Annotated in this window: 23 protein-coding genes and 1 pseudogene; 23 read left to right on the plus strand and 1 reads right to left on the minus strand. The window is 38.6% G+C overall.

Annotated elements, in window-relative coordinates:
- Nucleotides 1-83 precede the first annotated feature (83 nt).
- The 4 genes from atpD (at nt 84) to AC1DMU_RS16200 (ending at nt 3,529) form a co-directional block, all read left to right on the plus strand.
- Entirely contained in the window at nt 84-1,493 is a 1,410-nt protein-coding gene (gene atpD, locus AC1DMU_RS16185) for a F0F1 ATP synthase subunit beta (protein ID WP_001032603.1), read from the plus strand.
- Nucleotides 1,494-1,513: 20 nt separating this feature from the next.
- Nucleotides 1,514-1,915: a F0F1 ATP synthase subunit epsilon gene (atpC, locus tag AC1DMU_RS16190; RefSeq protein WP_000847206.1), complete on the plus strand. Its 402-nt coding sequence runs from the start codon at nt 1,514-1,516 to the stop codon at nt 1,913-1,915.
- A gap of 130 nt (nt 1,916-2,045) precedes the next feature.
- Nucleotides 2,046-2,828 (plus strand): DUF975 family protein, encoded by a 783-nt coding sequence (locus AC1DMU_RS16195; RefSeq protein WP_088064865.1) that lies wholly within the window; start codon nt 2,046-2,048, stop codon nt 2,826-2,828.
- 47 nt (nt 2,829-2,875) lie between these two features.
- A complete protein-coding gene (locus AC1DMU_RS16200) occupies nt 2,876-3,529 on the plus strand; it encodes a DUF975 family protein (protein ID WP_048542679.1) in 654 nt (217 codons plus the stop codon).
- A 16-nt stretch (nt 3,530-3,545) separates the two neighbouring features.
- Here the strand turns inward: AC1DMU_RS16200 and AC1DMU_RS16205 are convergent, their stop codons facing one another.
- Complete coding sequence (locus AC1DMU_RS16205) at nt 3,546-6,275, minus strand: putative bifunctional diguanylate cyclase/phosphodiesterase (RefSeq protein ID WP_088064864.1); 2,730 nt, start codon at nt 6,273-6,275, stop codon at nt 3,546-3,548.
- A 289-nt stretch (nt 6,276-6,564) separates the two neighbouring features.
- Here AC1DMU_RS16205 and nuoA point away from each other — a divergent pair, with 289 nt between their 5' ends.
- The 19 genes and pseudogenes from nuoA to AC1DMU_RS16300 all read left to right on the plus strand — a co-directional run bounded on the left by nuoA (nt 6,565) and on the right by AC1DMU_RS16300 (nt 24,046).
- Nucleotides 6,565-6,933 (plus strand): NADH-quinone oxidoreductase subunit NuoA, encoded by a 369-nt coding sequence (nuoA, locus tag AC1DMU_RS16210; RefSeq protein ID WP_000179270.1) that lies wholly within the window; start codon nt 6,565-6,567, stop codon nt 6,931-6,933.
- Entirely contained in the window at nt 6,924-7,442 is a 519-nt protein-coding gene (gene nuoB, locus AC1DMU_RS16215; RefSeq protein WP_000236331.1) for an NADH-quinone oxidoreductase subunit NuoB, read from the plus strand. The genes nuoA and nuoB overlap by 10 nt, the downstream gene beginning before the upstream one ends.
- On the plus strand, nt 7,439-8,596 hold the full coding sequence (locus AC1DMU_RS16220) for an NADH-quinone oxidoreductase subunit C (RefSeq protein WP_088064863.1): 1,158 nt from the start codon (nt 7,439-7,441) through the stop codon (nt 8,594-8,596). The genes nuoB and AC1DMU_RS16220 overlap by 4 nt, the downstream gene beginning before the upstream one ends.
- A 3-nt stretch (nt 8,597-8,599) precedes the next feature.
- Nucleotides 8,600-9,700 carry an NADH-quinone oxidoreductase subunit NuoD gene (gene nuoD, locus AC1DMU_RS16225; protein ID WP_000621434.1) on the plus strand — a complete coding sequence of 367 codons (1,101 nt, stop codon included), beginning with the start codon at nt 8,600-8,602 and terminating at the stop codon, nt 9,698-9,700.
- Nucleotides 9,700-10,701 carry an NADH-quinone oxidoreductase subunit NuoH gene (gene nuoH / locus AC1DMU_RS16230; RefSeq protein WP_000573437.1) on the plus strand — a complete coding sequence of 334 codons (1,002 nt, stop codon included), beginning with the start codon at nt 9,700-9,702 and terminating at the stop codon, nt 10,699-10,701. The genes nuoD and nuoH overlap by 1 nt, the downstream gene beginning before the upstream one ends.
- 25 nt (nt 10,702-10,726) lie before the next feature.
- Nucleotides 10,727-11,146 carry an NADH-quinone oxidoreductase subunit NuoI gene (gene nuoI / locus AC1DMU_RS16235; RefSeq protein WP_000677191.1) on the plus strand — a complete coding sequence of 140 codons (420 nt, stop codon included), beginning with the start codon at nt 10,727-10,729 and terminating at the stop codon, nt 11,144-11,146.
- Entirely contained in the window at nt 11,143-11,667 is a 525-nt protein-coding gene (locus AC1DMU_RS16240) for an NADH-quinone oxidoreductase subunit J (RefSeq protein ID WP_001012824.1), read from the plus strand. Before nuoI ends, AC1DMU_RS16240 begins: the two co-directional genes overlap by 4 nt.
- Nucleotides 11,660-11,974, plus strand: coding sequence for an NADH-quinone oxidoreductase subunit NuoK (gene nuoK / locus AC1DMU_RS16245; protein ID WP_000100078.1), 315 nt, complete (start codon nt 11,660-11,662; stop codon nt 11,972-11,974). Before AC1DMU_RS16240 ends, nuoK begins: the two co-directional genes overlap by 8 nt.
- Before the next feature lie 29 nt (nt 11,975-12,003).
- Nucleotides 12,004-13,866, plus strand: a complete 1,863-nt coding sequence (gene nuoL / locus AC1DMU_RS16250) for an NADH-quinone oxidoreductase subunit L (RefSeq protein ID WP_088064862.1) — start codon at nt 12,004-12,006, stop codon at nt 13,864-13,866.
- A complete protein-coding gene (locus AC1DMU_RS16255; protein ID WP_088064861.1) occupies nt 13,863-15,365 on the plus strand; it encodes an NADH-quinone oxidoreductase subunit M in 1,503 nt (500 codons plus the stop codon). Before nuoL ends, AC1DMU_RS16255 begins: the two co-directional genes overlap by 4 nt.
- A gap of 7 nt (nt 15,366-15,372) precedes the next feature.
- On the plus strand, nt 15,373-16,887 hold the full coding sequence (gene nuoN, locus AC1DMU_RS16260; protein WP_350453585.1) for an NADH-quinone oxidoreductase subunit NuoN: 1,515 nt from the start codon (nt 15,373-15,375) through the stop codon (nt 16,885-16,887).
- A gap of 212 nt (nt 16,888-17,099) precedes the next feature.
- A complete protein-coding gene (locus AC1DMU_RS16265) occupies nt 17,100-17,336 on the plus strand; it encodes a DUF1146 family protein (protein ID WP_000940744.1) in 237 nt (78 codons plus the stop codon).
- 51 nt (nt 17,337-17,387) lie between these two features.
- Nucleotides 17,388-18,092 (plus strand): YwmB family TATA-box binding protein, encoded by a 705-nt coding sequence (locus tag AC1DMU_RS16270; protein ID WP_370513119.1) that lies wholly within the window; start codon nt 17,388-17,390, stop codon nt 18,090-18,092.
- Between the two features lie 39 nt (nt 18,093-18,131).
- Nucleotides 18,132-19,436: a UDP-N-acetylglucosamine 1-carboxyvinyltransferase gene (murA, locus tag AC1DMU_RS16275; protein ID WP_000411269.1), complete on the plus strand. Its 1,305-nt coding sequence runs from the start codon at nt 18,132-18,134 to the stop codon at nt 19,434-19,436.
- 208 nt (nt 19,437-19,644) lie between these two features.
- Nucleotides 19,645-20,664 carry a stage II sporulation protein D gene (gene spoIID, locus AC1DMU_RS16280; protein ID WP_088064859.1) on the plus strand — a complete coding sequence of 340 codons (1,020 nt, stop codon included), beginning with the start codon at nt 19,645-19,647 and terminating at the stop codon, nt 20,662-20,664.
- A gap of 107 nt (nt 20,665-20,771) precedes the next feature.
- Nucleotides 20,772-21,192, plus strand: a pseudogene (locus AC1DMU_RS16285) (AMP-binding enzyme); the annotation flags it as partial.
- Nucleotides 21,193-21,308: 116 nt separating this feature from the next.
- Nucleotides 21,309-22,316, plus strand: a complete 1,008-nt coding sequence (locus AC1DMU_RS16290; protein ID WP_088064858.1) for a LytTR family transcriptional regulator DNA-binding domain-containing protein — start codon at nt 21,309-21,311, stop codon at nt 22,314-22,316.
- A gap of 180 nt (nt 22,317-22,496) precedes the next feature.
- Nucleotides 22,497-23,339: an ABC transporter ATP-binding protein gene (locus AC1DMU_RS16295; RefSeq protein WP_000170848.1), complete on the plus strand. Its 843-nt coding sequence runs from the start codon at nt 22,497-22,499 to the stop codon at nt 23,337-23,339.
- Nucleotides 23,339-24,046 (plus strand): ABC transporter permease, encoded by a 708-nt coding sequence (locus AC1DMU_RS16300; protein WP_088064857.1) that lies wholly within the window; start codon nt 23,339-23,341, stop codon nt 24,044-24,046. The genes AC1DMU_RS16295 and AC1DMU_RS16300 overlap by 1 nt, the downstream gene beginning before the upstream one ends.
- Nucleotides 24,047-24,148 lie beyond the last annotated feature (102 nt).

The following is a 24,148-nucleotide window of genomic DNA, read 5'->3' on the forward strand; positions in this document are numbered from 1 at the left end:
CGTAAGCTATAAACCAATAAAAAATTAAAAGCTAACTGCTCGTAGCAAGTTGGCTAATTAAAAGAAAGCTAGGAGGGAACCCGATGAATAAAGGGCGCGTTACGCAAATCATGGGTCCGGTTGTAGACGTTAAGTTTGATGGCGGAAAGCTACCAGAAATCTACAACGCCCTTACGGTAAAACAAAGCAACGAAAACGGAACAAGCATTAACTTAACATTTGAAGTTGCACTTCATTTAGGTGATGATACAGTTCGTACAGTTGCAATGTCTTCCACAGACGGACTTGTTCGTGGTACAGAAGTAGAAGATACTGGTAAAGCAATCTCTGTACCAGTTGGTGATGCAACACTTGGTCGCGTATTTAACGTATTAGGTGATGCAATTGACTTAGATGGTGAGGTTCCTGCCGATGTACGTCGTGATCCAATTCACCGCCAAGCACCTGCATTCGAAGAATTATCTACTAAAGTAGAAATTCTTGAAACTGGTATTAAAGTAGTAGACTTACTTGCTCCTTACATTAAGGGTGGTAAGATCGGTCTATTCGGTGGTGCCGGTGTAGGTAAAACTGTATTAATTCAGGAATTAATTAACAACATCGCACAAGAACACGGTGGTATCTCTGTATTCGCTGGTGTAGGTGAGCGTACTCGTGAGGGTAACGATTTATACCACGAAATGAGCGATTCTGGCGTAATTAAGAAAACTGCGATGGTATTCGGACAAATGAATGAGCCACCTGGAGCACGTCAACGTGTTGCATTAACAGGTTTAACAATGGCTGAACATTTCCGTGATGAGCAAGGACAAGACGTACTATTGTTCATCGATAACATCTTCCGTTTCACGCAAGCAGGTTCTGAAGTATCTGCCCTTCTTGGTCGTATGCCATCTGCGGTAGGTTACCAACCGACACTTGCAACAGAAATGGGTCAATTACAAGAGCGTATTACATCTACAAATAAAGGGTCTATCACGTCTATCCAAGCGGTATATGTACCAGCCGATGACTATACGGATCCAGCACCAGCTACAACGTTCGCTCACTTAGATGCAACAACAAACTTAGAGCGTCGTTTAACACAAATGGGTATTTACCCAGCCGTAGATCCATTAGCATCTACATCTCGTGCACTTTCTCCAGAAATCGTAGGAGAAGAGCATTATGAAGTAGCTCGTCAAGTACAGCAAACTTTACAGCGTTATAAAGAGCTTCAAGATATCATTGCTATCTTAGGTATGGATGAGTTATCTGAAGAAGATAAGTTAGTTGTACATCGTGCTCGTCGTATTCAATTCTTCTTATCTCAAAACTTCCACGTAGCTGAGCAGTTTACAGGTCAAAAAGGTTCTTACGTACCTGTAAAAAATACAGTTAGCGGATTTAAAGAAATTCTAGAAGGAAAATATGATGACCTTCCAGAAGATGCATTCCGTCTTGTAGGTGGTATTGAAGAAGTTATTGAAAACGCGAAGAAAATGATGGCGTAAGGCCTTAGGAGGGACGAATTATGAAGACATTTCCAGTCAGTATTGTAACTCCTGATGGACCGGTTTACGAAAAAGAAGTAGAAATGGTAAGCGTAAAAGCAGAGAGTGGGGAAATGGGGATCTTACCAGGTCACATTCCAACTGTTGCACCATTAAAAATTAGTGCAGTTCGTCTGAAACATGGTGGACACACTGATTATGTAGCAGTAAGCGGTGGCTTTATCGAAGTTCGTCCAGATAAAGTAACTGTATTATCATCATCTGCTGAAGAAGCAAACCATATCGATATCCATCGTGCAAATGAAGCGAAGCGTCGCGCTGAGCAACGTATGCAAGATAAACAAGCACATGTTGACTTTAGACGTGCAGAAATGGCATTACAACGTGCTGTGAACCGTTTAAACGTTTCCGATATGAAATAAAAAATCCGTAAAGGCTTTGCCTTTACGGATTTTTTTGTGTAGTTCATGGATAATTTTACAAAAATGGTATAATTATATTGATGCTTGTATAAGTAGAGAATGTACAACAATTTATAAAGGGGATGAATAAATGATCGGTGAAATGAAACGAGAAGCGTTGCACTCTTTAAAGGGAAAATGGGGACTAGGTGTTGGATCAACGATTTTATATTTTATTTTAAGTTATGTTGTTTCAATGGCTGCAATGCTTATACTTTTAATTCCAGGAGTTATTATATTTTTACTATTTGCTGGTTTAACAGGTTCACTTGAAGAGGAAACAATATCAATTGGAGCAGGTATTACATTTGGTATTTTTTATTGCATCATAATAATTTTGAGTAACGCATCGTATGGAATTACATCATACGGTTATACAAATGTATTTTTACAGATGAGTAAACGAGAAGGTGTTAAAGTAGATCACTTATTCGAAGGGTTTCGTGGCTTTAAAAGAATGATGAAAACGATGTGGGCAATGCTTGCGATTTTGTTATATACAGGTACATGGATTCCAATGTTGCTAGTAGCCTTATTCGCATTTTTCGGTGAAGAAGGAAATACGTCGTTTACTATCGCTTTCTTTGTACTATTAGCTATTTCAATCGTTGTTATGATTGTGATGTATTTTTCTTATGCGATGACGTACTATGTAATGATTGAAAATGCAGAGTATAGTGTGTCACGAGCAATGAAAGAAAGTAAACATCTTATGAAGGGACATAAGTTAGATTTATTTCTTTTATGGCTCAGTTTTATAGGATGGGGTATTTTAGCGATTTTAACACTTGGAATAGGTTTTCTTTGGCTTAGCCCGTATATGAGTACAACGACAGCGCATTTTTATCGCTATCTTTCAAAAGATGAATTGTAGTAGGAACATGCTATACTAATAGAGTTATTACGTATAGGAGGAAGAATATGATTAGTGATTTAAAAGGAGAAGCGCTAGATTCATTAGAAGGGAAATGGGGATTAGCTGTCGGGGCAACATTACTGATTTCGATTCTTATTTCAGCTTTTAGTTTTAGTATTGATTTCATTTTCTTTCAATTTTGGGATTGGAAAGAAGTAAATAACTCACTTTCAGTAGACGTTATTACAATATTGATGGTAGGTCCATTAACGCTAGGTGGTTATCATTTAGCACTACATATCATTCGTGAAAAAGAAGCGAGTATTGGGCATATATTCAGATGGTTTACAGAAGGAAGTAAGTTTATAAAGTCATTTTTATTATATATAGTAGTGAACATTTATATTTTCTTATGGTTTTTATTATTTATTATTCCAGGCATTATTAAATCATTTTCTTATGCGATGACGTACTTTATAATAAATGATCATCCTGAGTATTCCATAAATCAAGCTATTACAGAAAGTCGTCGTATGATGAATGGACATAAGATGGAGTATTTCATTTTATGTTTAAGCTTTATTGGTTGGTTTATATTAAGTTGTATTACGTTAGGGATTGGATTCCTATGGCTAATTCCATATTTTTATACGACGTCAGCAGCTTTTTATGAAGAAATTGCAGAGGAGTATTACGAGAAAACAATTCCGACACTATAAAAACACCCAGTATGAGCTATTGGTTCATACTGGGTGTTTTTTGTAGAAATTTTATAAATTGATGACTAGTAAGTGGTTTACTGAAATAGTAACCTTGCATATATTTACAGTTGTTCTTTTGTAGAAACTTAAGTTGTTTTTCTGTTTCAATTCCTTCAGCAACGACAGAGAGGTTTAAAGTATTTGCAAGGGAAAGGATAGTGGAAACGATAGCTCTTTCCTCAGGTCGATGATCGGCTAGTTGTGTAAATTCTCTCGGTACTTTTAACGTATCAATAGGGAAAATTGATAAATAAGCGAGAGAAGAATAGCCGGTACCGAAGTCATCAATGGACGTTTGAATACCATATTCCTTTAATTGTTTTAGTCTTGATAATGTTTCTTTTTCATCAATCATTGCAATTCGTTCTGTTAGCTCAAGTGTTACATGCTTTGGATCGACTTTAATGTCTGTTAGTATTTGTGAAATGTTGTTGATTAAATTCTCTTGCTGAAACTCTTTTGCGGATAAGTTCACACTTATTTTTAAATCTGTGTAGCCGAAAGTATGCCATATTTTTAACTGGCGACAAGATTCTTTTAATACCCAATGACCGAGCGGAACGACTTGTGGCGTCTCTTCTACAATTGGAATGAACTCACATGGCGGAATGTCACCTAGGAGTGGGTGTTTCCAGCGTAGTAATGCTTCAGCACCAATAATCTTTTTCGTCGTAATATCAATTTGTGGTTGATAAACGAGATAAAACTCTTCGTTTACTAAAGCGAGTGGTAAATCTTTTTCAATTCGAGCTTTTCGTTCCATTTTTTTATACAATTCTTTCGTGTATAGGGAGCTACCATTTTTTCCTTTATTTTTTGCTTCGTACATGGCCATATCAGCATGCTGTAAAATGGATAATGGATCTTCACCTGCTTCAGGATATATTGCAATCCCGATGCTCGGTGAGATTTGTAAATGTTGACTTTCAATTTCGAATGGTTCGTTCATGGCTGCTACAATCGTATCAGCTATTTTTTTCACATCAGGTCTTTTTTTATAATTTTCGATAAGGATTGTGAACTCATCCCCGGCTAGCCGGGCGAGCTTCATATTTGGTGTCGATAGTCTTTCTAGTCTTTTTGCTACGGCAATTAATAGAAGGTCTCCTACCCTATGACCGAGGGTATCATTAATAACCTTAAAGCGGTCTAGGTCGAGAAACATAACAGCAAAAGGCCTTTTTGATATTTCGGATCGAGCAATTGCTTGTTCTACATATTGATGAAATGCACGGCGATTTGCAAGCTCTGTTAAAGTATCATGATATGCTAGAAAATTAATCTGTTCTTGTTGTTGTTTGCTTTCCGTAATATCTTTAATCATTAAATAAACACCAGAAATATGATCCTTTAAAAAGATAGGAACTGCTGTAACATGCAAGTAGTAAATATCCCTATTCTTATGATATGCCCGTACTTCTAAAGAAATAGATTTCCCTTTTTTTACTCGATGAAAGGCATTAATGATTTCTTCCAAATCTTCTTCATACGTAAGTGAATAGTATGGTTGCTTTAATAATTCATTCGTTTGATAACCGAGTAAAGTAGTACCAGCGTTGTTCACGTTGAGAAAATTACCGTACAAGTCTAATGTGAAAATTGGATCTGGATGGTGCTCGTATAAAGATTTAAACATCTGTTGGTTATGATATAGTTCATTTTTTTGTTCTACTAAATCTTCTGTACGTAGTTCAATTTGTTTTTCGAGTTCTGAGTTGAATTGCATTTGAGCTAGTAATAATATTTTATTTTGTTTTCGAACTAAACTATGGCGTATGAGAACGAAGGAGAAAGTTATTATAAGCCCGATTACTACAATAGGTGCAAAAACATATTCAACTAGTATAAAAACAATAAGCATTACTACAGAAATATAAGGTAATGACAATCTGATCGATTCCCCAAGTTTAGGTGTTAATAGTACTTGCTCTTGTCTTTCGGGTTCTTTTGTATGCAGAATACAGGCGATTGCTACTAGTACTAAAGTTATTTGATAGAGAGGAGTAACTGTAAACATAGAATACTCGGGTATGAAGTATTTGATATAAGCATAAATCGCATCTGTAGTAGCATATAAAATTAAAGCACTGCCAAGAAGCGCACCAACTTTTTTGGATAATAAGGATAATGGCTTGAATAACAGATTGATTCCTATGAGAAGAAAGAGCAAATCGGCCATTGGATAGGTAAGTTGAACAAATATGTCGATATAGGATGTTGAAGAAACGTGAATGGTGCGTTCAATAAGTAAGTAGTAACTTAAAGTGAATTGTGCTGTAACAATAATACAAATATCACATATCATAAAAAGCTTTTCTAATAAATCGCGGTTATAGATGATTTCATATAGAAACGCAAATGCAAAGGTAATTAAAAAAAGTAAGTAAAAAAAATCGGACGGATCAACGAATGTATAATAGTCCTTTAAAATTAAACGTTGATAGGCAACGACCATATCACCAATGAAATAAGAGAGAGTTCCAACAGATAAAATGGTCCAAAATAAACGAGGTAACCCTTCTTTCCTATTTGAAAAATAAAGTATATAACTACAAGCGATAATATCAATGAATAAGGTACTCATTCCAATTAATATTTGAAAAGGAAATGAGTATTCATATAGAAAAGGCATTGCCACGTAATGAATCGCTATAGATAACAATATAATGCTTATAAGAATACTTACATGTGTTTGTTTTTTCATTTATCTCACCCACGGTATATACATATAAATTCCTCTTTTTATTTTTTATTGTTTCTTGAAACATATATATAATTTCTATACTTATTTTACACAGGTATAGCGAGTTATAAAAATAGATTTTAATAATTCTCGTTTCGGTCCCCAATGTATCGACATAGGAATTTGAAGTTTGCTATAATGATTAAAATAGTTGCATTATTTAGAAAAATTTAAAAATAATAATTACTGCAGCTAGGACATATTGTTTACTAAGTGAACTTGTTCTTAATTCAGGGGGGAGGGTTTCACAATGGCAAGTGTATATGAAAATAGTTATATGATCGTTTTGATTTTCTTGCTATTAGGTATATTGCTGCCGGTAGTGGCTCTTACATTAGGAAAGATGCTGCGTCCAAACAAACCAAGTGCAGCGAAAGCGACGACGTATGAGAGTGGGATTGAGCCTTTTCATGATGCAAATATTCGGTTTCATGCTCGTTATTATATTTTTGCTTTATTGTTTGTCATCTTTGATGTAGAAACTTTATTTTTATATCCATGGGCTGTTGCATATGACAAGCTCGGTTTATTTGCACTGATTGAAATGCTTATCTTTGTTGTAATGTTGCTAGTTGGATTAGCGTATGCTTGGAAAAAGAAGGTGTTACAATGGTTATAAATTTTGAGGAATTACATCCAAATGAGCGGGCGGAATTAGAACGAAATATCTTTTTTTCTACATTGGAGCAGTTAAAAGGATGGGCACGAAGCAATTCTTTATGGCCGATGACATTCGGACTGGCATGCTGTGCAATTGAAATGATGGGAGTAGGTTCATCACATTACGATTTAGATCGATTTGGGTCATTTTTTCGGACATCGCCAAGGCAATCGGACGTTATGATTGTGTCGGGAACAGTAACGAAGAAGATGGCTCCTATTGTTCGGCGTTTATACGATCAAATGCCCGAACCAAAATGGGTTATTGCAATGGGATCTTGTGCGACAGCAGGTGGCCCATATGTAAATTCGTACGCTGTTGTGAAAGGTGTGGATCAAATTGTACCAGTGGATGTGTATATTCCTGGTTGTCCACCCAATCCTGCTGCTTTAATTTATGGAATTAATAAATTGAAAGAAAAAATTCGTTACGAGGCAAAGACGGGAAAGCAGGTGACGAATAAATGAGTGATCCAAATAAAGACCTAGAGGATTTGAAAAGAGAAGCGGCTAGGCATGCGAAAGAAGAGGCGAGAAAGCGTCTCGTTGCGAAACATGATGCGGAAATAAGTAAACTTGAGGAAGAAAATCGAGAAAAAGAGAAAGCGCTACCAAAAAATGATGGTATGACTGTGGAAGAAGTAAAACGACGTGCAGCTGCAGCCGCGAAAGCAAAAGCGGCAGCATTAGCAAAGCAAAAAAGAGAAGGAACAGAAGAAGTAACGGAAGAAGAAAAGGCCAAAGCGAAGGCGAAGGCAGCCGCCGCGGCAAAAGCAAAAGCGGCAGCATTAGCAAAGCAAAAAAGAGAAGGAACAGAAGAAGTAACGGAAGAGGAAAAGGCCAAAGCGAAGGCAGCCGCCGCGGCAAAAGCAAAAGCGGCAGCGTTAGCGAAGCAAAAAAGAGAAGGAACAGAAGAAGTAACGGAAGAGGACAAGGCTAAGGCGAAAGCCAAGGCCGTGGCGGCCGCAAAGGCAAAAGCAGCGGCGTTAGCGAAGCAGAAGGCCTCTCAAGGTAATGAGGATTCGGGAGATGAAAAGGCGAAGGCAAAAGCAGCAGCGAAAGCAAAAGCGGCTGCGGCTGCAAGAGCAAAGACAAAGGGCGCTGAAGGTAAGAAGGAAGAGGAGCTGAAGCCGGAAGAGCCATCCGTGAATCAGCCGTATTTAAATCAGTATGTTGAATTTATTAAGGGGGAAAAAGGAGAGGATGCATTAGTAGATTCCTACATTAATAAACTTTCAAAAGACGTGCCGACTCTTGTTGTGGATCCCGCAAAATATTATGAAGTGATGGAATTACTGCGATTCCATGAAGGACTTGCTTTTGATTATATGTCAGAGCTACATGCGACGGATTTTGTGACACATATGGAAGTATATGTTCATTTATTTTCATATGGAAAGAAACAGTCAGTAGCGGTGAAGGTGAAGTTGGATAGGGAAGCACCAGAAGTAGAGTCGGTTGCAGCGCTTTGGAAAGGAGCGGACTGGCCAGAGCGAGAAGCGTATGATTTGCTCGGCATTGTATTTAAGGGACATCCGAATTTATCACGTATTTTAATGCCTGATGATTGGATAGGGTATCCGCTTAGGAAAGATTATGAACCGTATGATGTGGAGGTGTAGCTTATGATCCGTACGGAAGAAATGCTTTTGAATGTAGGGCCTCAGCATCCGAGTACGCATGGTGTGTTCAGGCTTGTTATTAAGATTGACGGGGAAATTATTAAAGAAGCTACACCAGTTATTGGATATTTGCATCGCGGGACCGAAAAGATTGCCGAGAGCTTACAGTATACGCAAATTATCCCTTATACAGATCGAATGGACTATTTATCGGCCATGACGAATAACTACGTCATTTGCCATGCTGTCGAGACGATGATGGGGCTTGAAATCCCGGAGCGGGCCGAATACTTACGAGTACTTGCAATGGAGCTTGGAAGGATTGCGAGCCACCTCGTTTGGTGGGGGACAAATCTTCTTGATATAGGAGCGGTCAGCCCGTTTTTATACGCGTTTCGTGAACGAGAGATGATTATAAATTTATTAAACGAATTATGCGGTGCCCGTCTTACTTTTAACTATATGAGAGTCGGGGGTGTAAAGTGGGATGCGCCGGACGGTTGGATTGAAAAAGTGGAAGAGTTTGTTCCGTATATGCGAGAGCAATTGGCAGGTTATCATGATCTCGTTAGCGGTAATGAGATTTTCTTAAATCGCGTAAAAGGCGTTGGTATATATAGCGCGGAAGAAGCGATTTCGTATTCTTTAAGCGGAGCGAATTTGCGGTGTACCGGAGTAAACTGGGATCTTCGCAAGGATGAACCGTACTCCATTTATGATCGTTTTGATTTCGATATTCCTGTTGGGAGTGTGGGAGATGCTTGGGATCGTTACGTTTGCCGCATGCAAGAGATTGAGGAGTCATTAAAAATTGTTGAGCAAGCTGTCCAACAGTTCCCGAAAGACGGAGCTGTGCTAGCGAAAGTGCCGAAAATCATTAAGGCGCCTAAAGGGGAAGCGTTCGTCCGTATAGAATCGCCGCGAGGAGAGATTGGTTGCTATATTGCTAGTGATGGAAAGAAAGAGCCGTACCGCTTGAAGTTTCGCAGGCCGTCTTTTTACAATTTGCAAATTTTACCGAAGTTATTGAAAGGTGAAAACATCGCCAATTTAATTACGATTTTAGGTGGAGTTGATATTGTACTTGGGGAGGTTGATGGCTAATGATTGAAACGCTCTTACAATCACCTTCAAGCTGGACGAATTTCTTCATTTTTTTCGGATTAGCGGTGCTTCTATTATTTGCAGTCCTTGGCTTCGTTACATATGGTATTTTGGCAGAACGGAAAGTGATGGGTTTTATGCAAGGGCGGATTGGCCCAAACCAAGTTGGGGGCCGATTCGGCTTACTGCAAACGGTAGCTGATGTTTTAAAACTATTGCTGAAAGAAGATAGTATTCCGAAAGCGGCAGATAAACCGTTGTTTATATTAGCGCCTGTCATTGCATTCGCACCGGCATTTATGGTGCTTGCAGTCATCCCGTTTACTGATAAATTTCAGTTCGCGGATATTGGCGTAGGCTTACTGTATTACATTGCTGTTTCTGGCATTACGACGATTGGTGTCGTAACCGGAGGGTGGGCATCAAATAATAAATATTCCCTTTTAGGAGGGATGCGTGCGGCAGCGCAAATGATTTCTTATGAAATTCCGCTTGTAATGAGTGTAATTGGCGTCGTTTTGTTAGCTGGTAGCCTGAATTTAAATGAAATTGTAGCAGCGCAGGAGAATGTTTGGTACATTTTCGTGCAGCCAATCGGTTTCGTCGTTTTCTTAATCGCAGCGGTAGCAGAGTTAAATAGGACGCCGTTTGATTTACCAGAAGCAGAGTCGGAACTTGTTTCTGGATATCATACGGAATACTCAGGGTTTCGCTGGGCGTTTTTCATGCTTTCAGAGTACGTATATTTCTTCGGAATGGCATCTTTAATTACAGTGCTCTTTTTAGGCGGATGGAATCCAGTTATGTTCCTTGGGTTTATCCCAGGAGCTGTATGGTTTGCTTTGAAATTTAGCAGTGTAGTCTTTCTATTAATTTGGTTCCGCGTTACGTTTCCGCGTATAAGAGGTGACCAGTTAATGGAGTTTGGCTGGAAAGTATTATTGCCAATTGCACTTGCGAATATTTTCTTAACGGCATTGATTAAGGAGTTATTCTTCTAATCTATGAGGGGGGTGCCAGTAAGAGATGAAAGGACTATTTAAAGGATTAAAATATACATTAAGCAATTTGAGTAAGAAGAAGGTGACTTACGATTATCCGAATCAACCGTTGCCGTTGCCAGACCGCTTTCGAGGCATTCAAAAGTTTTATCCAGAAAAGTGTATTGTTTGTAACCAATGCTCCAACATTTGTCCGACAGACTGTATTCAGTTAACAGGAAAAAAACATCCGGATCCTACGAAAAAAGGAAAAATTATCGACACGTATGATATTAATTTTGAAATTTGTATTCTGTGTGATTTATGTACAGAAGTTTGTCCGACAGAGGCGATTGTTATGACAAATAACTTTGAGCTCGCGGAATATTCACGTGATGATTTATTTAAAAATTTGCAGTGGCTTGACGAAAACGACGAAAACGTCAGGAAGGAGAATAAAGCATGAATGGCGAGTTTGTAGCATTCTTCATACTATCCTTGTCTGCAATTATCGGCGGTGTTCTTATGTTGAACTTAACGAAAGTCATGCATATGATGCTAGCTCTCGTTCTGACATTTCTTAGTATCGCAGGTTTGTACTTTCTTTTATCGGCCGAATTTATCGGAGTTGCACAAATTTTACTTTACTCCGGTGCGATTACAATTATTATGATTTTTGGCATTATGTTAACGCAACATAACGCAGAAAATGAATCGCGTCTTACTCTTCGAAAATGGATTATCTTCTTTGCGGTTGTAGCATTTGGGGCAGTTATGTATTTCGCTGTTAACAATATTGATTTTGCAAATGAAAGCACACAAGGAAGTTTACCTCTCCATGAAAAAAACACACTTCAAATCGGTACACTTCTCTATTCGAAATATATTATTCCATTTGAGTTAACCTCAGTCATTTTACTTGTAGCACTTGTTGGCGCGATTATACTTGCGAAGAAGGATGAGAAAGAGGAGGATTCCAATGAGTAGCGTTCCCGCTTCTGCATATTTAACGCTTGCGATTATTTTGTTTTGCATCGGTTTGTTTGGAGCTTTAACGAAGCGAAATACAGTGATTGTATTAGTTTGTATTGAATTAATGCTTAACGCGGCCAATTTAAATTTAGTCGCGTTTAGTAAATTAGGTTTGTTCCCAAATTTAACAGGGCAAATTTTCTCTCTGTTTACGATGGCTGTAGCAGCAGCGGAGGCGGCGGTAGGACTCGCCATTTTAATTGCTTTGTATCGTAATCGTACGACGGTTCATGTAGATGAAATGGATACGCTCAAAGGATAACATTGTGACCGAAAAGGGGGAAGGAAACAATGATCGATTATGCATGGCTCATACCGCTTTTCCCGCTTGTTTCGTTTTTTTTATTACTTATATTCGGGAAGAAAATTAGAGAAGGAAGCAGTGTACTTAGTATTTTCCTCGTCTTTCTCTCCTTTATATTTGCGGTACTTGTATTAGTAGAACGGTTTTCGAAAGTAGGATTGAAGCATAAGTGGGTATGGCTTAGAACGGGAGATATTGATATATCATTTGGCTTTGAAGTGACTGCATTAGGGGCTTTAATGCTGTTTATCGTTACACTTGTGAGTTTACTTGTACATGTGTATTCGAAAGGTTATATGAAAGGTGATGAAAGATTACCAACCTTCTATGCCTATTTAGGGCTCTTCACATTTGCGATGCTCGGGCTCGTTATATCACCGAATTTATTACAGCTTTATATATTTTGGGAGTTAGTCGGCCTTGGTTCATTTTTACTCATCGGTTTTTATTTCTTTAAAGAAGAAGCGAAGGTTGCTGCGAAAAAGGCTTTTATTATGACTCGTATTGGAGATGTCGGTTTATTTATTGGGATGATCTTAATTTTCTGGCATGCAGGTAGTTTTGAATATGACGCAATATTTAGGGCGATTCATACGGGGGATCTTACCCCTACGATGATTACAATAACAGCGATATTAATTTTTATCGGGGCGATGGGGAAGTCAGGTCAGTTCCCGCTTCATACGTGGTTACCAGATGCAATGGAGGGGCCGACGCCTGTTTCGGCACTTATTCATGCAGCGACGATGGTCGCAGCTGGCGTATATTTAGTGGCGACGATGTTTCCACTATTTTCAGCAAGTGCGGTGGCGATGCAGACGGTGGCAATCGTTGGAGCTTTCACTGCGATCTTTGCGGCTTCTATCGGTCTTGTACAAACGGACATAAAGAGAGTGCTTGCTTATTCTACAGTTAGTCAGCTCGGGTATATGATGCTTGCGTTAGGGTCTGCTGGTTATGTAGCTGGTGTTTTCCATTTAACGACACACGCTTTTTTTAAAGCGCTACTATTTTTGGCGGCAGGAAGTGTCATTCATGCAGTGCATACGCAAGACATTAATAAAATGGGCGGTTTACAGAAGAAGATGAAAGTAACGGGTGCACTATTTTTAATCGGTACACTTGCAATTAGCGGGGTTCCGCTCCTTTCAGGTTTCTTTAGTAAAGATGAAATTTTAGCGGCGACTTGGATGAATGGCAATTACGTTTTATTCATATTAGCAGTAATTGCAGCGTTCTTAACAGCATTCTACATGTTCCGGCTCTACTTCCTTGTCTTTACTGGGGAAGTAAAGACAAAGGAAGATGTGCATGAATCGCCCCGCGTTATGACGTATCCGATGATCGTCCTTGGCGTTCTCGCCGTAGTGGCGGGTTATATGAATACACCATGGTTTGGGACATTCCTCGGGGACTGGCTTACGAAAGATGTAGCATTTAAAGTGCGAGAGGCACACGGACCAGTTTGGATTATGATCGTAGCGACTATCGTTTCATTTGCAGGAATCGCTCTCGCATATTTTATATATGGTAAGAAATCTATTTCTAGAGATTGGGCTGGTGGCGATGGAACACCTCTTTATAACCTTTTGAAAGAAAAATATTATGTGGATGAACTATACAATATGACGGTGCTCCCTATTACGAAGGGAATCGCCCATGTGCTTCGCTTATTTGAGGTGTATGTAGTCGAAGGAATTGCCGTTTTAATAGGGAGTCTAATTAAAGGGCTAAGCGGACTCGGTTCTAGACTCCAAAACGGAAATGTACAAGTGTACGGCACTGTAACAGCTGTTTCGCTTGCAGTACTCGTCATTATTTTGCTCTATACGGGAGGGGATTTACGATGAATGATTTGTTATTAACGTTCTTCATTTTTTCCCCGCTTTTAGGAATTCTCTTACTTGTATTAACGCCAAAAAAAGAATCGCGTACTGTCCGAGCGCTTGGTTTATTTGGGACGGCGCTTCCATTTGGAATCGCTATCGTCCTCGCTTGTACATATGCTTCTGGAAAGAGTTTGTCGCTATTCGATGAAAAAGTGAAATGGATTAAATTTGGGGATTTTGCAGCGGTGGATAAAAGATGGTTTTCCATTTATTACGAGCTCGGCATTGATGGTTTATCGCTCGTTATGATGGTGCTGACAGCTCTTCTAGCGATGCTTGCAGCAATTGCGGCATTTACTATTAAAAGAAACTTGAAAGCCTTTTATATGCTGCTACTCATGTTAGAAATAGGGATGCTCGGCGTCTTCGCTGCTCAAAATTTAATGTTGTTCTTTATCTTCTTTGAAATTACGTTGCCTCCAATGTTTTTATTAATTGGAAAGTGGGGGAAATTGTCGAGTGAAAAGGCTGCTTATAGTTATTTAATATATAACGGTATTGGCTCCGCTATTTTACTCATCGTTTTCTCAGTTTTATTTGCAAAAACAGGTACAACAAATATTACAGAGCTTAAAGAAATATTAACGAGTGTAGGTGCTGGGGGAGGAATGGCTGTCTCAAGCAGCTTACAGTTCGGTTTGTTTCTTGCCATAATGATTGCCTTTGCGATTAAACTACCCGTTTTCCCGCTACATCGCTGGATGGTCAATGTGCATGTTGAAGCGCATCCGGCTGTAGTTATGCTTCATGCGGGCGTTTTACTGAAGATTGGGGCATACGGTATGATTCGTTTCGGAAAGGGGCTATTCCCGGAATACTTTCGCGAGTTTGCAATGCTTATTGCGATTTTAGGAGTCATGAATTTATTGTACGGAGCCTTCTTAGCGCTCATCCAAACGGACTTCCGGAAGGTACTTGCTTACTCTAGTATTTCGCATATGGGCATCGTATTAATGGGCCTCGCGGCGTTAAATGCACCAGGTACACAAGGGGCACTATTCCAAGTTGTGTCTCACGGTTTAATTGCAGCCTTACTCTTTTTCTTACTTGGCGTTATAGAACAGCGCTTTGGAACTTCGGACATTACAGCGCTTGGCGGACTCGCAAAAAGTGTCCCGGTACTTAGCGGCTTCTTCTTAGCGGGAGGAATGGCATCGCTTGGATTGCCAGGAATGTCTGGATTTGTTAGCGAGTTTCTTGCTTTTCTCGGTTTATTCCAAGGGGAGCCAGTCATTGCTGCAGTCGGTGTACTTGGCATCATTTTAACCGCTGTATACGTATTGAGAGCGACACTTCAAGTAACATTTGGTAAGAAAGAGTGGGAGGCGAAAGCTGATATACACGGTTGGGAGTATGTGCCTATATTGCTACTTATTTTCTGCATTATTGCAATTGGAGTAATGCCAGAAATACTAGGGGATCCGCTTCAAAATACATTGAAAACATTGGGGGTGAAGTAGGATGGATATGAATACGTTACTTAGCTTATCATGGCATCTCATGGTGCCAGAATTCATTATTCTCGGAGCTGCCATCCTTCTTTCCATATGTGATTTGTTTTTTAAGTTGAATCATAGATATGTAGCGCTTAGTGCAATCGCAGCCGTCATATTAGCAATCGTGTCGTTAATCACGCTATACGATGAACCGACAGGAGATATTCTAAATGGATCGTTTGTGTTAGATGGGTTTTCAAAAGGGTTTAAAACGTTGTTATTAGGCGGAGCGGCCCTCATCTTATGCACCGCCATGAGCGATGATAAGAAGAATCCAATTGAAGATAAGGGAGAATATTATTACTTATTTTTAATGGCACTTCTTGGGGCTATGTTTATGGCTTCTAGTATCGACCTCATTACACTTTTCGTCGGTTTAGAATTGCTTTCACTTTCTTCATATATTTTAGTAGGAATACGAAAAAGGAACCGTGCGTCAAACGAGGCGGCCATGAAATATGTCATTAATGGAGGTATTGGCACGGCAATTACGCTCTTTGGAATGAGTTATTTATACGGTATTACAGGATCAACTAATATCGTGGACATGCAAAAAGTATTCGCAGGGGAGCTTGCTGGTGGTATTCAGTTATTGTTAGCTCTCGCATTGCTACTATTACTCGTTGGACTCTCGTTTAAAATTGCGACAGTGCCGTTTCATATGTGGGCACCAGATGTGTATGAGGGAGCGGCTACGCCTGTTACTGCTTTTCTCGGGACGATTTCTAAAATTGCTGGATTCTTACTCATTATTCGTCTGTTTCTCATGGTTTTTGCAAGTGTATCGGTGCAAGGAGACATGCAATCTTTATACGGACGTATGAGCATATACATTGCAGTACTAGCGAGTATTACGATGATTATTGGAAACGTAGTAGCGTTAAAGCAATATAACGTAAAACGCCTATTTGCCTATTCGGGAATCGCACATGCGGGGTATTTACTTGTTCCGCTTGTCGCATTATCGCCATTTACGATGGATAGCATGTGGTTTTACATGCTTGCGTATATGCTGATGAATATAGGCGCATTTGCGATTATCCACGGCTTAATCTTACAAAGCGACAAAGAAAATATCACCATTTTCACTGGATTATATAAAAGGTCGCCATTTACAGCGATAGTAATGACGATTTTTATTTTATCGTTGGCCGGGATACCAGGAACGGCTGGTTTCATCGGGAAAATTAACATCTTTTTAGGTGCACTGCATGTAGAGCCAGCTCATTACGTACTAGCTTCTATTATGATGGGGACTACAGTCATCTCATTCGTATATTATTTCCGTATTCTACAGCAAATGTTTTTCCGGACGGGAGAAGTGGAAGAGAAAATTCGTTTGCCATTGAATATAAAGGTTGTTATGAGCCTTTGTGCAATCTCGATTGTAATACTAGGGATTATGCCGATGATTGGATACAATTTCTTTTATGAATATTTTCCATTAATGAAGGATTTCTTCTTCTTAGGGAACGTGGTACAATAGTGAAAATAAAAGGTGTGGAGTTGTTACTCTGCGCTTTTTATTTTGTGTGAATTACAATTGAAAATGCATGTAGGTATATGTTTTTTGAGAGCAAATTACGATGTGAAATGTAAGATGTTTATTTGTATTTGAAAAAGTGTGGCTCCTACTTATCATGGTATCGTTTTTATAGTATTTCGTAAGTAGTAGCTGGGTAAAAAGGGGTCGATTTTTTGGCACATCTTTTAGGGCAACAAGCACTGATTGCCATTGTTTCGCATTTATTGTTTATTACCATTACGTGGTGGGCCTTACAAGGTGTTCACATTGAGCGTTTAATGAAGTCTGGAAAGGTGATGCAGACGCGAGTGTTACTCATCCTAATTACAATTGCAATTGGGACATCTGTAAGTAACTTTTTCCTTGATTATTTAGGCTATTCAAAGAGTTTAACGTATTTAGTAAAGTAAGTGTATAGAACCTCATATCTCCGTTAACAATGGGGATAGGAGGGGATGAAATTGAAGCTTAAAGCCATTCTTATTGTTATGATAAGTGTTGTTTTATTTTTGGTTGGATATAGAGAGATGAAACCGATCAGCGATGAACAGAAAATGGAGAGCATGATTGCAACTTTAGAGAAAAATGATGCTAAAGTAGAGAAGTGGTCATGGTTAGCGCGAGAAACAAAAACAATTTCTAATATACATACGTTTCAAAAGTTGTTAAACGATGTGAAGGACAAGGCGAATATTCAAAAGTGGGAATTAGAGCAATCTCCAGATGGATATAAAGCTACATCCTATAAAAAGTTTTCTTCTTATGAAGAACGAGTAGTAGTAACATGGAGTAAGGAAAATACTAAAGAAAACACTTTCATTATTTTTGAAGTAAGCGGGGCGAAATGGGACCCGAAGTACATTCAGAAAACAAATAAAATTTTTAGTGAAAAACCTATAATTTACACTTGTGTTCAAGGTGTACTGAATGATAAGATTGAAGGTGTTTTGCAAAATAAAACCAATCAGTTTTTGAAAGATCTTTCAGCAAGAGCGATCGAACAGATAGAAGAAAGAGCATTTGTGTCAGTCTCCGCATACAATAAAAAGTGGGATGACGCTCTTTCAACAAATAGAGAGAAAATAAATGTGCAAATAGCAATACGTTCTACAGACAACAAAGATACAATTGTGGTTGGCACACCGATCATAACTTCTGAGTATTGAGTGAATAGATACTGAAAAAAGGACACGGAGGGGAATAATTTGGAAAAGATCATCGTCCGTGGCGGAAAGCGGTTAAACGGCACAGTGCGTGTTGAGGGCGCAAAAAATGCTGTATTACCTATAATCGCTGCAGCCCTATTAGCGAGTGATGGAAAGAATGTACTATCTGAAGTACCAGTTTTGTCTGATGTATACACAATTAATGAGGTATTACGTCATTTAAATGCTGAAGTCGTATTTGAAAATAACCAAGTAACAATCGATGCTTCTAAAGAACTAAACATTGAAGCACCATTTGAATATGTACGTAAAATGCGTGCATCTGTTCAAGTAATGGGACCATTACTTGCACGTAACGGCCGTGCTCGTATTGCACTTCCTGGTGGATGTGCAATTGGTTCACGTCCAATTGACCAACATTTAAAAGGCTTCGAAGCAATGGGAGCAAAAGTACAGGTTGGTAATGGTTTTGTTGAGGCATACGTTGAGGGAGAACTAAAAGGAGCTAAAATTTATTTAGACTTCCCAAGCGTGGGCGCGACAGAAAACATTATGTCTGCAGCTACATTAGCAAAAGGGACAACAATCCTTGAAAACGCAGCGAAAGAACCAGAAATCGTTGACTTAGCTAACTTCTTAAATGCGATGGGAGCGAAAGTACGCGGAGCTGGAACTGGAACGATTCGTATCGAAGGCGTTGATAAATTATATGGTGGAAACCACTCTATTATTCCTGACCGTATTGAAGCGGGAACATTCATGGTTGCAGCGGCAATTACTGGTGGAGACATCTTAATTGAGAATGCTGTACCTGAACATTTACGCTCAATTACAGCGAAAATGGAAGAAATGGGTGTTAAAGTTATTGAGGAAAATGAAGGTGTACGTGTTATCGGCCCAGATAAGTTAAAAGCGGTTGATATTAAAACTATGCCTCACCCAGGTTTCCCAACAGACATGCAATCACAAATGATGGCATTATTACTACAAGCTGATGGAACAAGTATGATTACAGAAACGGTATTCGAAAACCGCTTTATGCACGTTGAAGAATTCCGTCGTATGAATGCTGATATTAAAATCGAAGGTCGTTCTGTTATTATGAACGGTCCAAACAGCTTACAAGGTGCTGAAGTAGGCGCAACTGACTTACGTGCTGCTGCTGCATTAATCTTAGCTGGTTTAGTATCTGAAGGTTACACTCGTGTAACTGAGTTAAAGCATCTTGACCGTGGTTATGTAGATTTCCATAAGAAATTAGCTGCATTAGGTGCAACTATTGAACGTGTAAACGAAAAAGTAGAAGAAGTGAAAGAACAAGAAGTTTCTGATCTTCACGCTTAATTGAAATAGTCTCTACGTCTTTTGACGTAGGGACTATTTTTTTGGGTTATTACTGTTATAGTCAATAAATTCTATACTTATGCACGTACCAGTAAAAATATTTAGAAAATTTTCGTTTTAGCTGCTTCCCCCTTAAGTATGTTCTAAAAGGAAGAGTTGTTCCATAAGAATGAATGGAGTAAAGCTTTTGGATATTGGGGGAAATAAGATGAAATTTTCAAAGCCACTTTTTATCACAGTAGCGCTTCTCATAGCGCTCGTTATCATTGTACCTGCTGCTCTTGTTATTCCGTTTGCGAAAGCAAAAGTAGGGGAAGAAGCAGCTTCTAAAACTCCTCCAGCGATAGAAAGTATACCAGCTCCAGGGAAAGTGGATACAGCGGTTCAAGTTGCTGTATATCGTGAGAAACAGAAAAAGGTAGATACATTACCTATGGAGGAGTATGTGACCGGTGTAGTAGCTTCTGAGATGAATGCCAGTTTTGAAATAGAGGCGCTAAAGGCGCAGGCATTAGCAGCGAGAACATTTGTGGTACAGCGTATGCTAAGCGGAGGAAAGAAAAACAATGCGGACGTGACAGATACGGTGAAAGATCAAGTGTACAAAAGTAAAGAAGAATTGAAGAAACAATGGGGTAATAACTACGAAAATAATTTGAAGAAAATCGAAGAAGCTGTTTCGAAAACCGCAGGACAAGTTTTAACGTATGATGGAAAACCAATCTCAGCATCCTTCTTCTCAACGAGTAATGGCCGGACAGAAAATGCAGCTGATTATTGGGGAAATGATTATCCGTACTTAAAGAGCGTAGATAGTCCGTGGGATCAAGCCTCTCCAAAATTTACGAGCGAGCAAACCTTTACAGTAGCTGACTTTCAAAAGCGTCTCGGTGTGAAGGTGTTGGCAGACGGGAAGGTTGGAAATATTAAAGATCTTACGGAAGGAAAGCGAGTAAAAGATGTAGCATTTCAAGGGAAAACATTAACAGGAAAGCAAGTTCGTGAAAAGTTAGATTTACGCTCCTCTGACTTCACATGGAAACAAGAAGGGGATAAAATCGTCGTTACAACGAAGGGATTCGGTCACGGCGTTGGCATGAGCCAATACGGAGCAAATGGTATGGCGGCGGAAGGTAAGAAATATACAGATATCGTTGCTCATTATTATAAGGGTGTCGAAATAAAGTCGATGAATGATTATGAAGGAAAGTTAATGGTGAAGAAGTAGGGGGAAAAGAGACCGTTCCAAGAGCTATGTTGGGACGGTTTTCTTTTGTTAGTAGATAGGTTCCTTGTCGAATCGTTGATATATTAAAAAATCGTCAATGTTCATCGATGACAGAACTCTGTTTAAGGGGCCCATGGATCGCTGGAAGCTATTATAAGGATGAACGTACAGAAGAATCAATGAAAGACGGTTGGCTCTATACAGGAGACATTGTCACGGTTGATTCGGAAGGATGTATTAAGATTGCTGATCGTACGAAAGATTTAATTAAAAGTGGAGGCGAATGGATTTCTTCCGTAGATTTAGAAAATGCTTTAATGTCACATGATAAAGTGTTAGAAGCATCTGTTGTGGCGGTGCTGCATGAAAAACGTCCCGTTTACTTGCGTTTTACTAAAAGAGGGACAAGCAGTAGAAAGAGAAGATCTGTATGCTTTACTAAAAGCAGAATTTCCGAAAACATCTGTAGGGAAATTCTTAAAGAGAGCGCTGCGTGATCAGCTCAAGACGTATGTAGAGCAAAACTAGAGAAGAAGGCTATCCTTTCATTTGGATAGCCTTCTTTTTATGATACTTCATAAAATATCTAAATCTTCCATTAATTGTTTGGTATAATAGGATAAAAAGTATTTGGGGGAGACAGAATGGCGTTATTGGAGTTGAGACAATTAGGGAAGACGAACCAGTTACCGGCAGTTGAACTGAAGGTTGAGAAGGGACAATGCGTTGTTTTGCAATGTAATAACCATACAGCTAAAGTATTGCACCGCATCATTATTGGTGAGGAAGAAGCTTCAACTGGCAACGTGCTATTTGAGGGAGAATCGATTGGAAAGAAAAATTATTCCCGCATCGGTTTTTGTTTTTTGAAAGATGAAGCATATGATCGTTTAAAGGTGAAGGAATACTTTAAGTTTTTAATAGGTCTTTATGAATCGAATATGAGTACGGAAGAAGTTGTACAATATGTCGGCCTTTTAGATAAGTTAAACGTTAAAATAGAAAAACTATCATTTTCAGAGAAACGCCGTCTTCATATCGGGCGAGTTATGGTTCATAATCCGGATTTAGTTATTCTAGAAGAGCCAGAGCAAAATGTAGATACAGAGAGTACGATTATTATTCGAAAAGCGATTATGGCAATGAAGGAGAAAGGAAAGGCGATTTTTATAACGTCATCCTTTCTATCGGACGCCCTTTCGTTAACAGAAGATGTATACATATTAAACAATGATGGTGTGAAGAAAATAGAAATCGAACAAGAAGAAATTGAAGAGGTGGATGAAGAAAAGGTTGTTCAAATGATTCCGCAAATGAAACTTGAAAGAATTCCAGCGAAAGTGAACGATAAAATCATTTTACTTGATCCGATGGAAATTCATTTTATTGAAACGCAAAACGGAGTGACACATATCCATGTGCGCGAAGGTGATTTCGTATGTGCATTAACATTAAGTGAACTAGAAGCGAGATTAACAGGGTTCGGGTTCTTTAGATGTCATCGCTCGTACCTTGTGAATTTACAAAGAGTACGAGAAGTCATTACGTGGACTCGTAACAGTTTCAGCTTAATTTTGGATGATGAAAGAAAAAGTTCAATCCCGCTTTCAAAAGGACGAATGGATGAATTAAAAGGTGTGATTGGGCTATAAAAATTGCTCCAATAAGCTTAAAATACGATTCATTCACCGGTAAAAATACTCCTTTTACCGGTATTTTACTGCGTAACCCTTTTGTTTTTCATATGATTGAGTCAAGAAAAGCGAAACAAACAAACGAAAAGCGCTAAAGCGACTTTCATCTATAAAAGAAAAAACAAAGGGGATGACGAGATGACATTGGCAATTGAAATGAAAGATGTAATGAAAAGTTTCAACGAAAAAACGGCACTTCGAAATGTAAATATTGAAGTGAAGCAAGGAGAAATTTTTGGATTCCTCGGGCCGAGTGGATCTGGAAAAACAACAACAGTAAAGATTTTAACTTCTCAATTGCTGCATAGCGTTGGAACAGTGAGGGTACTAGGTAAAGATATTACCGGACCAAGCAGCATCGACTATAAACGAATTGGTATTTTAACAGACAATAGCGGCTTATACGAAAGACTTAGCATTTATGATAACTTACTATTATTTTGTGACTTATACGATTGCAAAAAAGAGCGGATTGATGAAGTGTTAGCGCAAGTGAACTTATTAGATGATAAGAAAACATTAGTAAAGAAACTATCAAAAGGAATGAAGCAGCGCGTTACACTAGCTAGAGCAATCCTTCATAAACCAGATATTCTCTTCTTAGATGAACCAACATCTGCACTCGATCCAGTTAACGTACAAAACATTCATAAAATCTTAAAAGACTTAAATAAAGAAGGAACGACGATTTTCTTAACGACGCACAACATGGATGAAGCAGAAACGCTTTGTAACCGCATTGCCTTTCTGTGTGGCGGAGAAATTGTAGCGCTTGATACACCGGAGAACCTTCGCTTACAATACGCGAAAGATCAAATACAAGTCGTGTTAAAGGATAAGAAGAAAGAAACGGTACAAAAAGATGAATTAGGTGCAAAACGTATTTCAGAGTGGATGAAAAAAGGAGAACTATTATCCATTCATTCTTATGAGCCAACGTTAGGCGATATCTTTATTGAAGTTACTGGGAGGGGATTATAATGACATTTTCAATGAGACGATTTTCAGCTATTTTTCGGAAAGAGTTACAAGATTTTAAAACGAATTCACAAACTTTAATTATGTTGTTAATGCCACTTGTCTTTTCGGTATTATTTAGTCGCTCAGATAATATGAGAGAAATTGGAGCGAATTCATTAACTGCGATGACGTTAGTTATGGTCGGAGGTTTTGTACAGGCAATGCTCATTGCCGAAGAAAAGGAAAAAAATACGCTTCGTGTTCTTATGCTATCACCAGCATCATCAATTGAAGTATTAATTGGTAAAAGTTCATTAACAGGTCTGATTACAGTTGCAATCTGTTTTATTAATCTACTTATTTTAGGTAAATTAGAAGGTAATTTTGCATTATTATTACTTATCTTTGTTCTCGGAATGCTAATATTTAACCTTATTGGTACTTGTATTGGATTATTAGCTCAAAATGTACCACAAACATCAACAATTGGATTGCCAATATTAATGATATTTCTTTTCGGTGATTTAATTGGAATGTTTGTGAAGAATGAAGTCGTTACAAAAATAATCGATTATTTACCAACTCGTCATATCGGTGTGGCAGTTAGCAGTGTTATAAAAGGGGAGGGTTTTAGTGCAATTACTAGTAATTTATTGAACATAATAATTTGGTTAGTTGCGGTACTTGTTATTACACTCTTCGTGTATAGAAAGAAACAAATGGACTGAAAACTGAGCTGAAATGCTCAGTTTTTTCTTTTTTCTATCATTTCCTCGGAAATTTTACAATTCTTATACATATTTTTACAGATTTTGTCGAAAAGTAATTAG

Source organism: Bacillus sp. 01N45, from assembly GCF_056399205.1.

Excerpts from the sequence above, each read along its gene's own strand:
- nuoK (WP_000100078.1), top strand. The coding sequence starts at position 11,660 with ATGAGTAGCGTTCCCGCTTCTGCATATTTAACGCTTGCGATTATTTTG.
- AC1DMU_RS16255 (WP_088064861.1), top strand. The coding sequence starts at position 13,863 with ATGAATGATTTGTTATTAACGTTCTTCATTTTTTCCCCGCTTTTAGGA.
- nuoL (WP_088064862.1), top strand. The coding sequence starts at position 12,004 with ATGATCGATTATGCATGGCTCATACCGCTTTTCCCGCTTGTTTCGTTT.
- nuoH (WP_000573437.1), top strand. The coding sequence starts at position 9,700 with ATGATTGAAACGCTCTTACAATCACCTTCAAGCTGGACGAATTTCTTC.
- nuoI (WP_000677191.1), top strand. The coding sequence starts at position 10,727 with ATGAAAGGACTATTTAAAGGATTAAAATATACATTAAGCAATTTGAGT.
- atpD (WP_001032603.1), top strand. The coding sequence starts at position 84 with ATGAATAAAGGGCGCGTTACGCAAATCATGGGTCCGGTTGTAGACGTT.
- nuoD (WP_000621434.1), top strand. The coding sequence starts at position 8,600 with ATGATCCGTACGGAAGAAATGCTTTTGAATGTAGGGCCTCAGCATCCG.
- AC1DMU_RS16290 (WP_088064858.1), top strand. The coding sequence starts at position 21,309 with ATGGCGTTATTGGAGTTGAGACAATTAGGGAAGACGAACCAGTTACCG.
- nuoN (WP_350453585.1), top strand. The coding sequence starts at position 15,373 with ATGAATACGTTACTTAGCTTATCATGGCATCTCATGGTGCCAGAATTC.
- AC1DMU_RS16200 (WP_048542679.1), top strand. The coding sequence starts at position 2,876 with ATGATTAGTGATTTAAAAGGAGAAGCGCTAGATTCATTAGAAGGGAAA.
- AC1DMU_RS16240 (WP_001012824.1), top strand. The coding sequence starts at position 11,143 with ATGAATGGCGAGTTTGTAGCATTCTTCATACTATCCTTGTCTGCAATT.
- AC1DMU_RS16195 (WP_088064865.1), top strand. The coding sequence starts at position 2,046 with ATGATCGGTGAAATGAAACGAGAAGCGTTGCACTCTTTAAAGGGAAAA.
- AC1DMU_RS16300 (WP_088064857.1), top strand. The coding sequence starts at position 23,339 with ATGACATTTTCAATGAGACGATTTTCAGCTATTTTTCGGAAAGAGTTA.
- nuoB (WP_000236331.1), top strand. The coding sequence starts at position 6,924 with ATGGTTATAAATTTTGAGGAATTACATCCAAATGAGCGGGCGGAATTA.
- spoIID (WP_088064859.1), top strand. The coding sequence starts at position 19,645 with ATGAAATTTTCAAAGCCACTTTTTATCACAGTAGCGCTTCTCATAGCG.
- AC1DMU_RS16205 (WP_088064864.1), bottom strand. The coding sequence starts at position 6,275 with ATGAAAAAACAAACACATGTAAGTATTCTTATAAGCATTATATTGTTA.
- atpC (WP_000847206.1), top strand. The coding sequence starts at position 1,514 with ATGAAGACATTTCCAGTCAGTATTGTAACTCCTGATGGACCGGTTTAC.
- nuoA (WP_000179270.1), top strand. The coding sequence starts at position 6,565 with ATGGCAAGTGTATATGAAAATAGTTATATGATCGTTTTGATTTTCTTG.
- AC1DMU_RS16220 (WP_088064863.1), top strand. The coding sequence starts at position 7,439 with ATGAGTGATCCAAATAAAGACCTAGAGGATTTGAAAAGAGAAGCGGCT.
- AC1DMU_RS16295 (WP_000170848.1), top strand. The coding sequence starts at position 22,497 with ATGACATTGGCAATTGAAATGAAAGATGTAATGAAAAGTTTCAACGAA.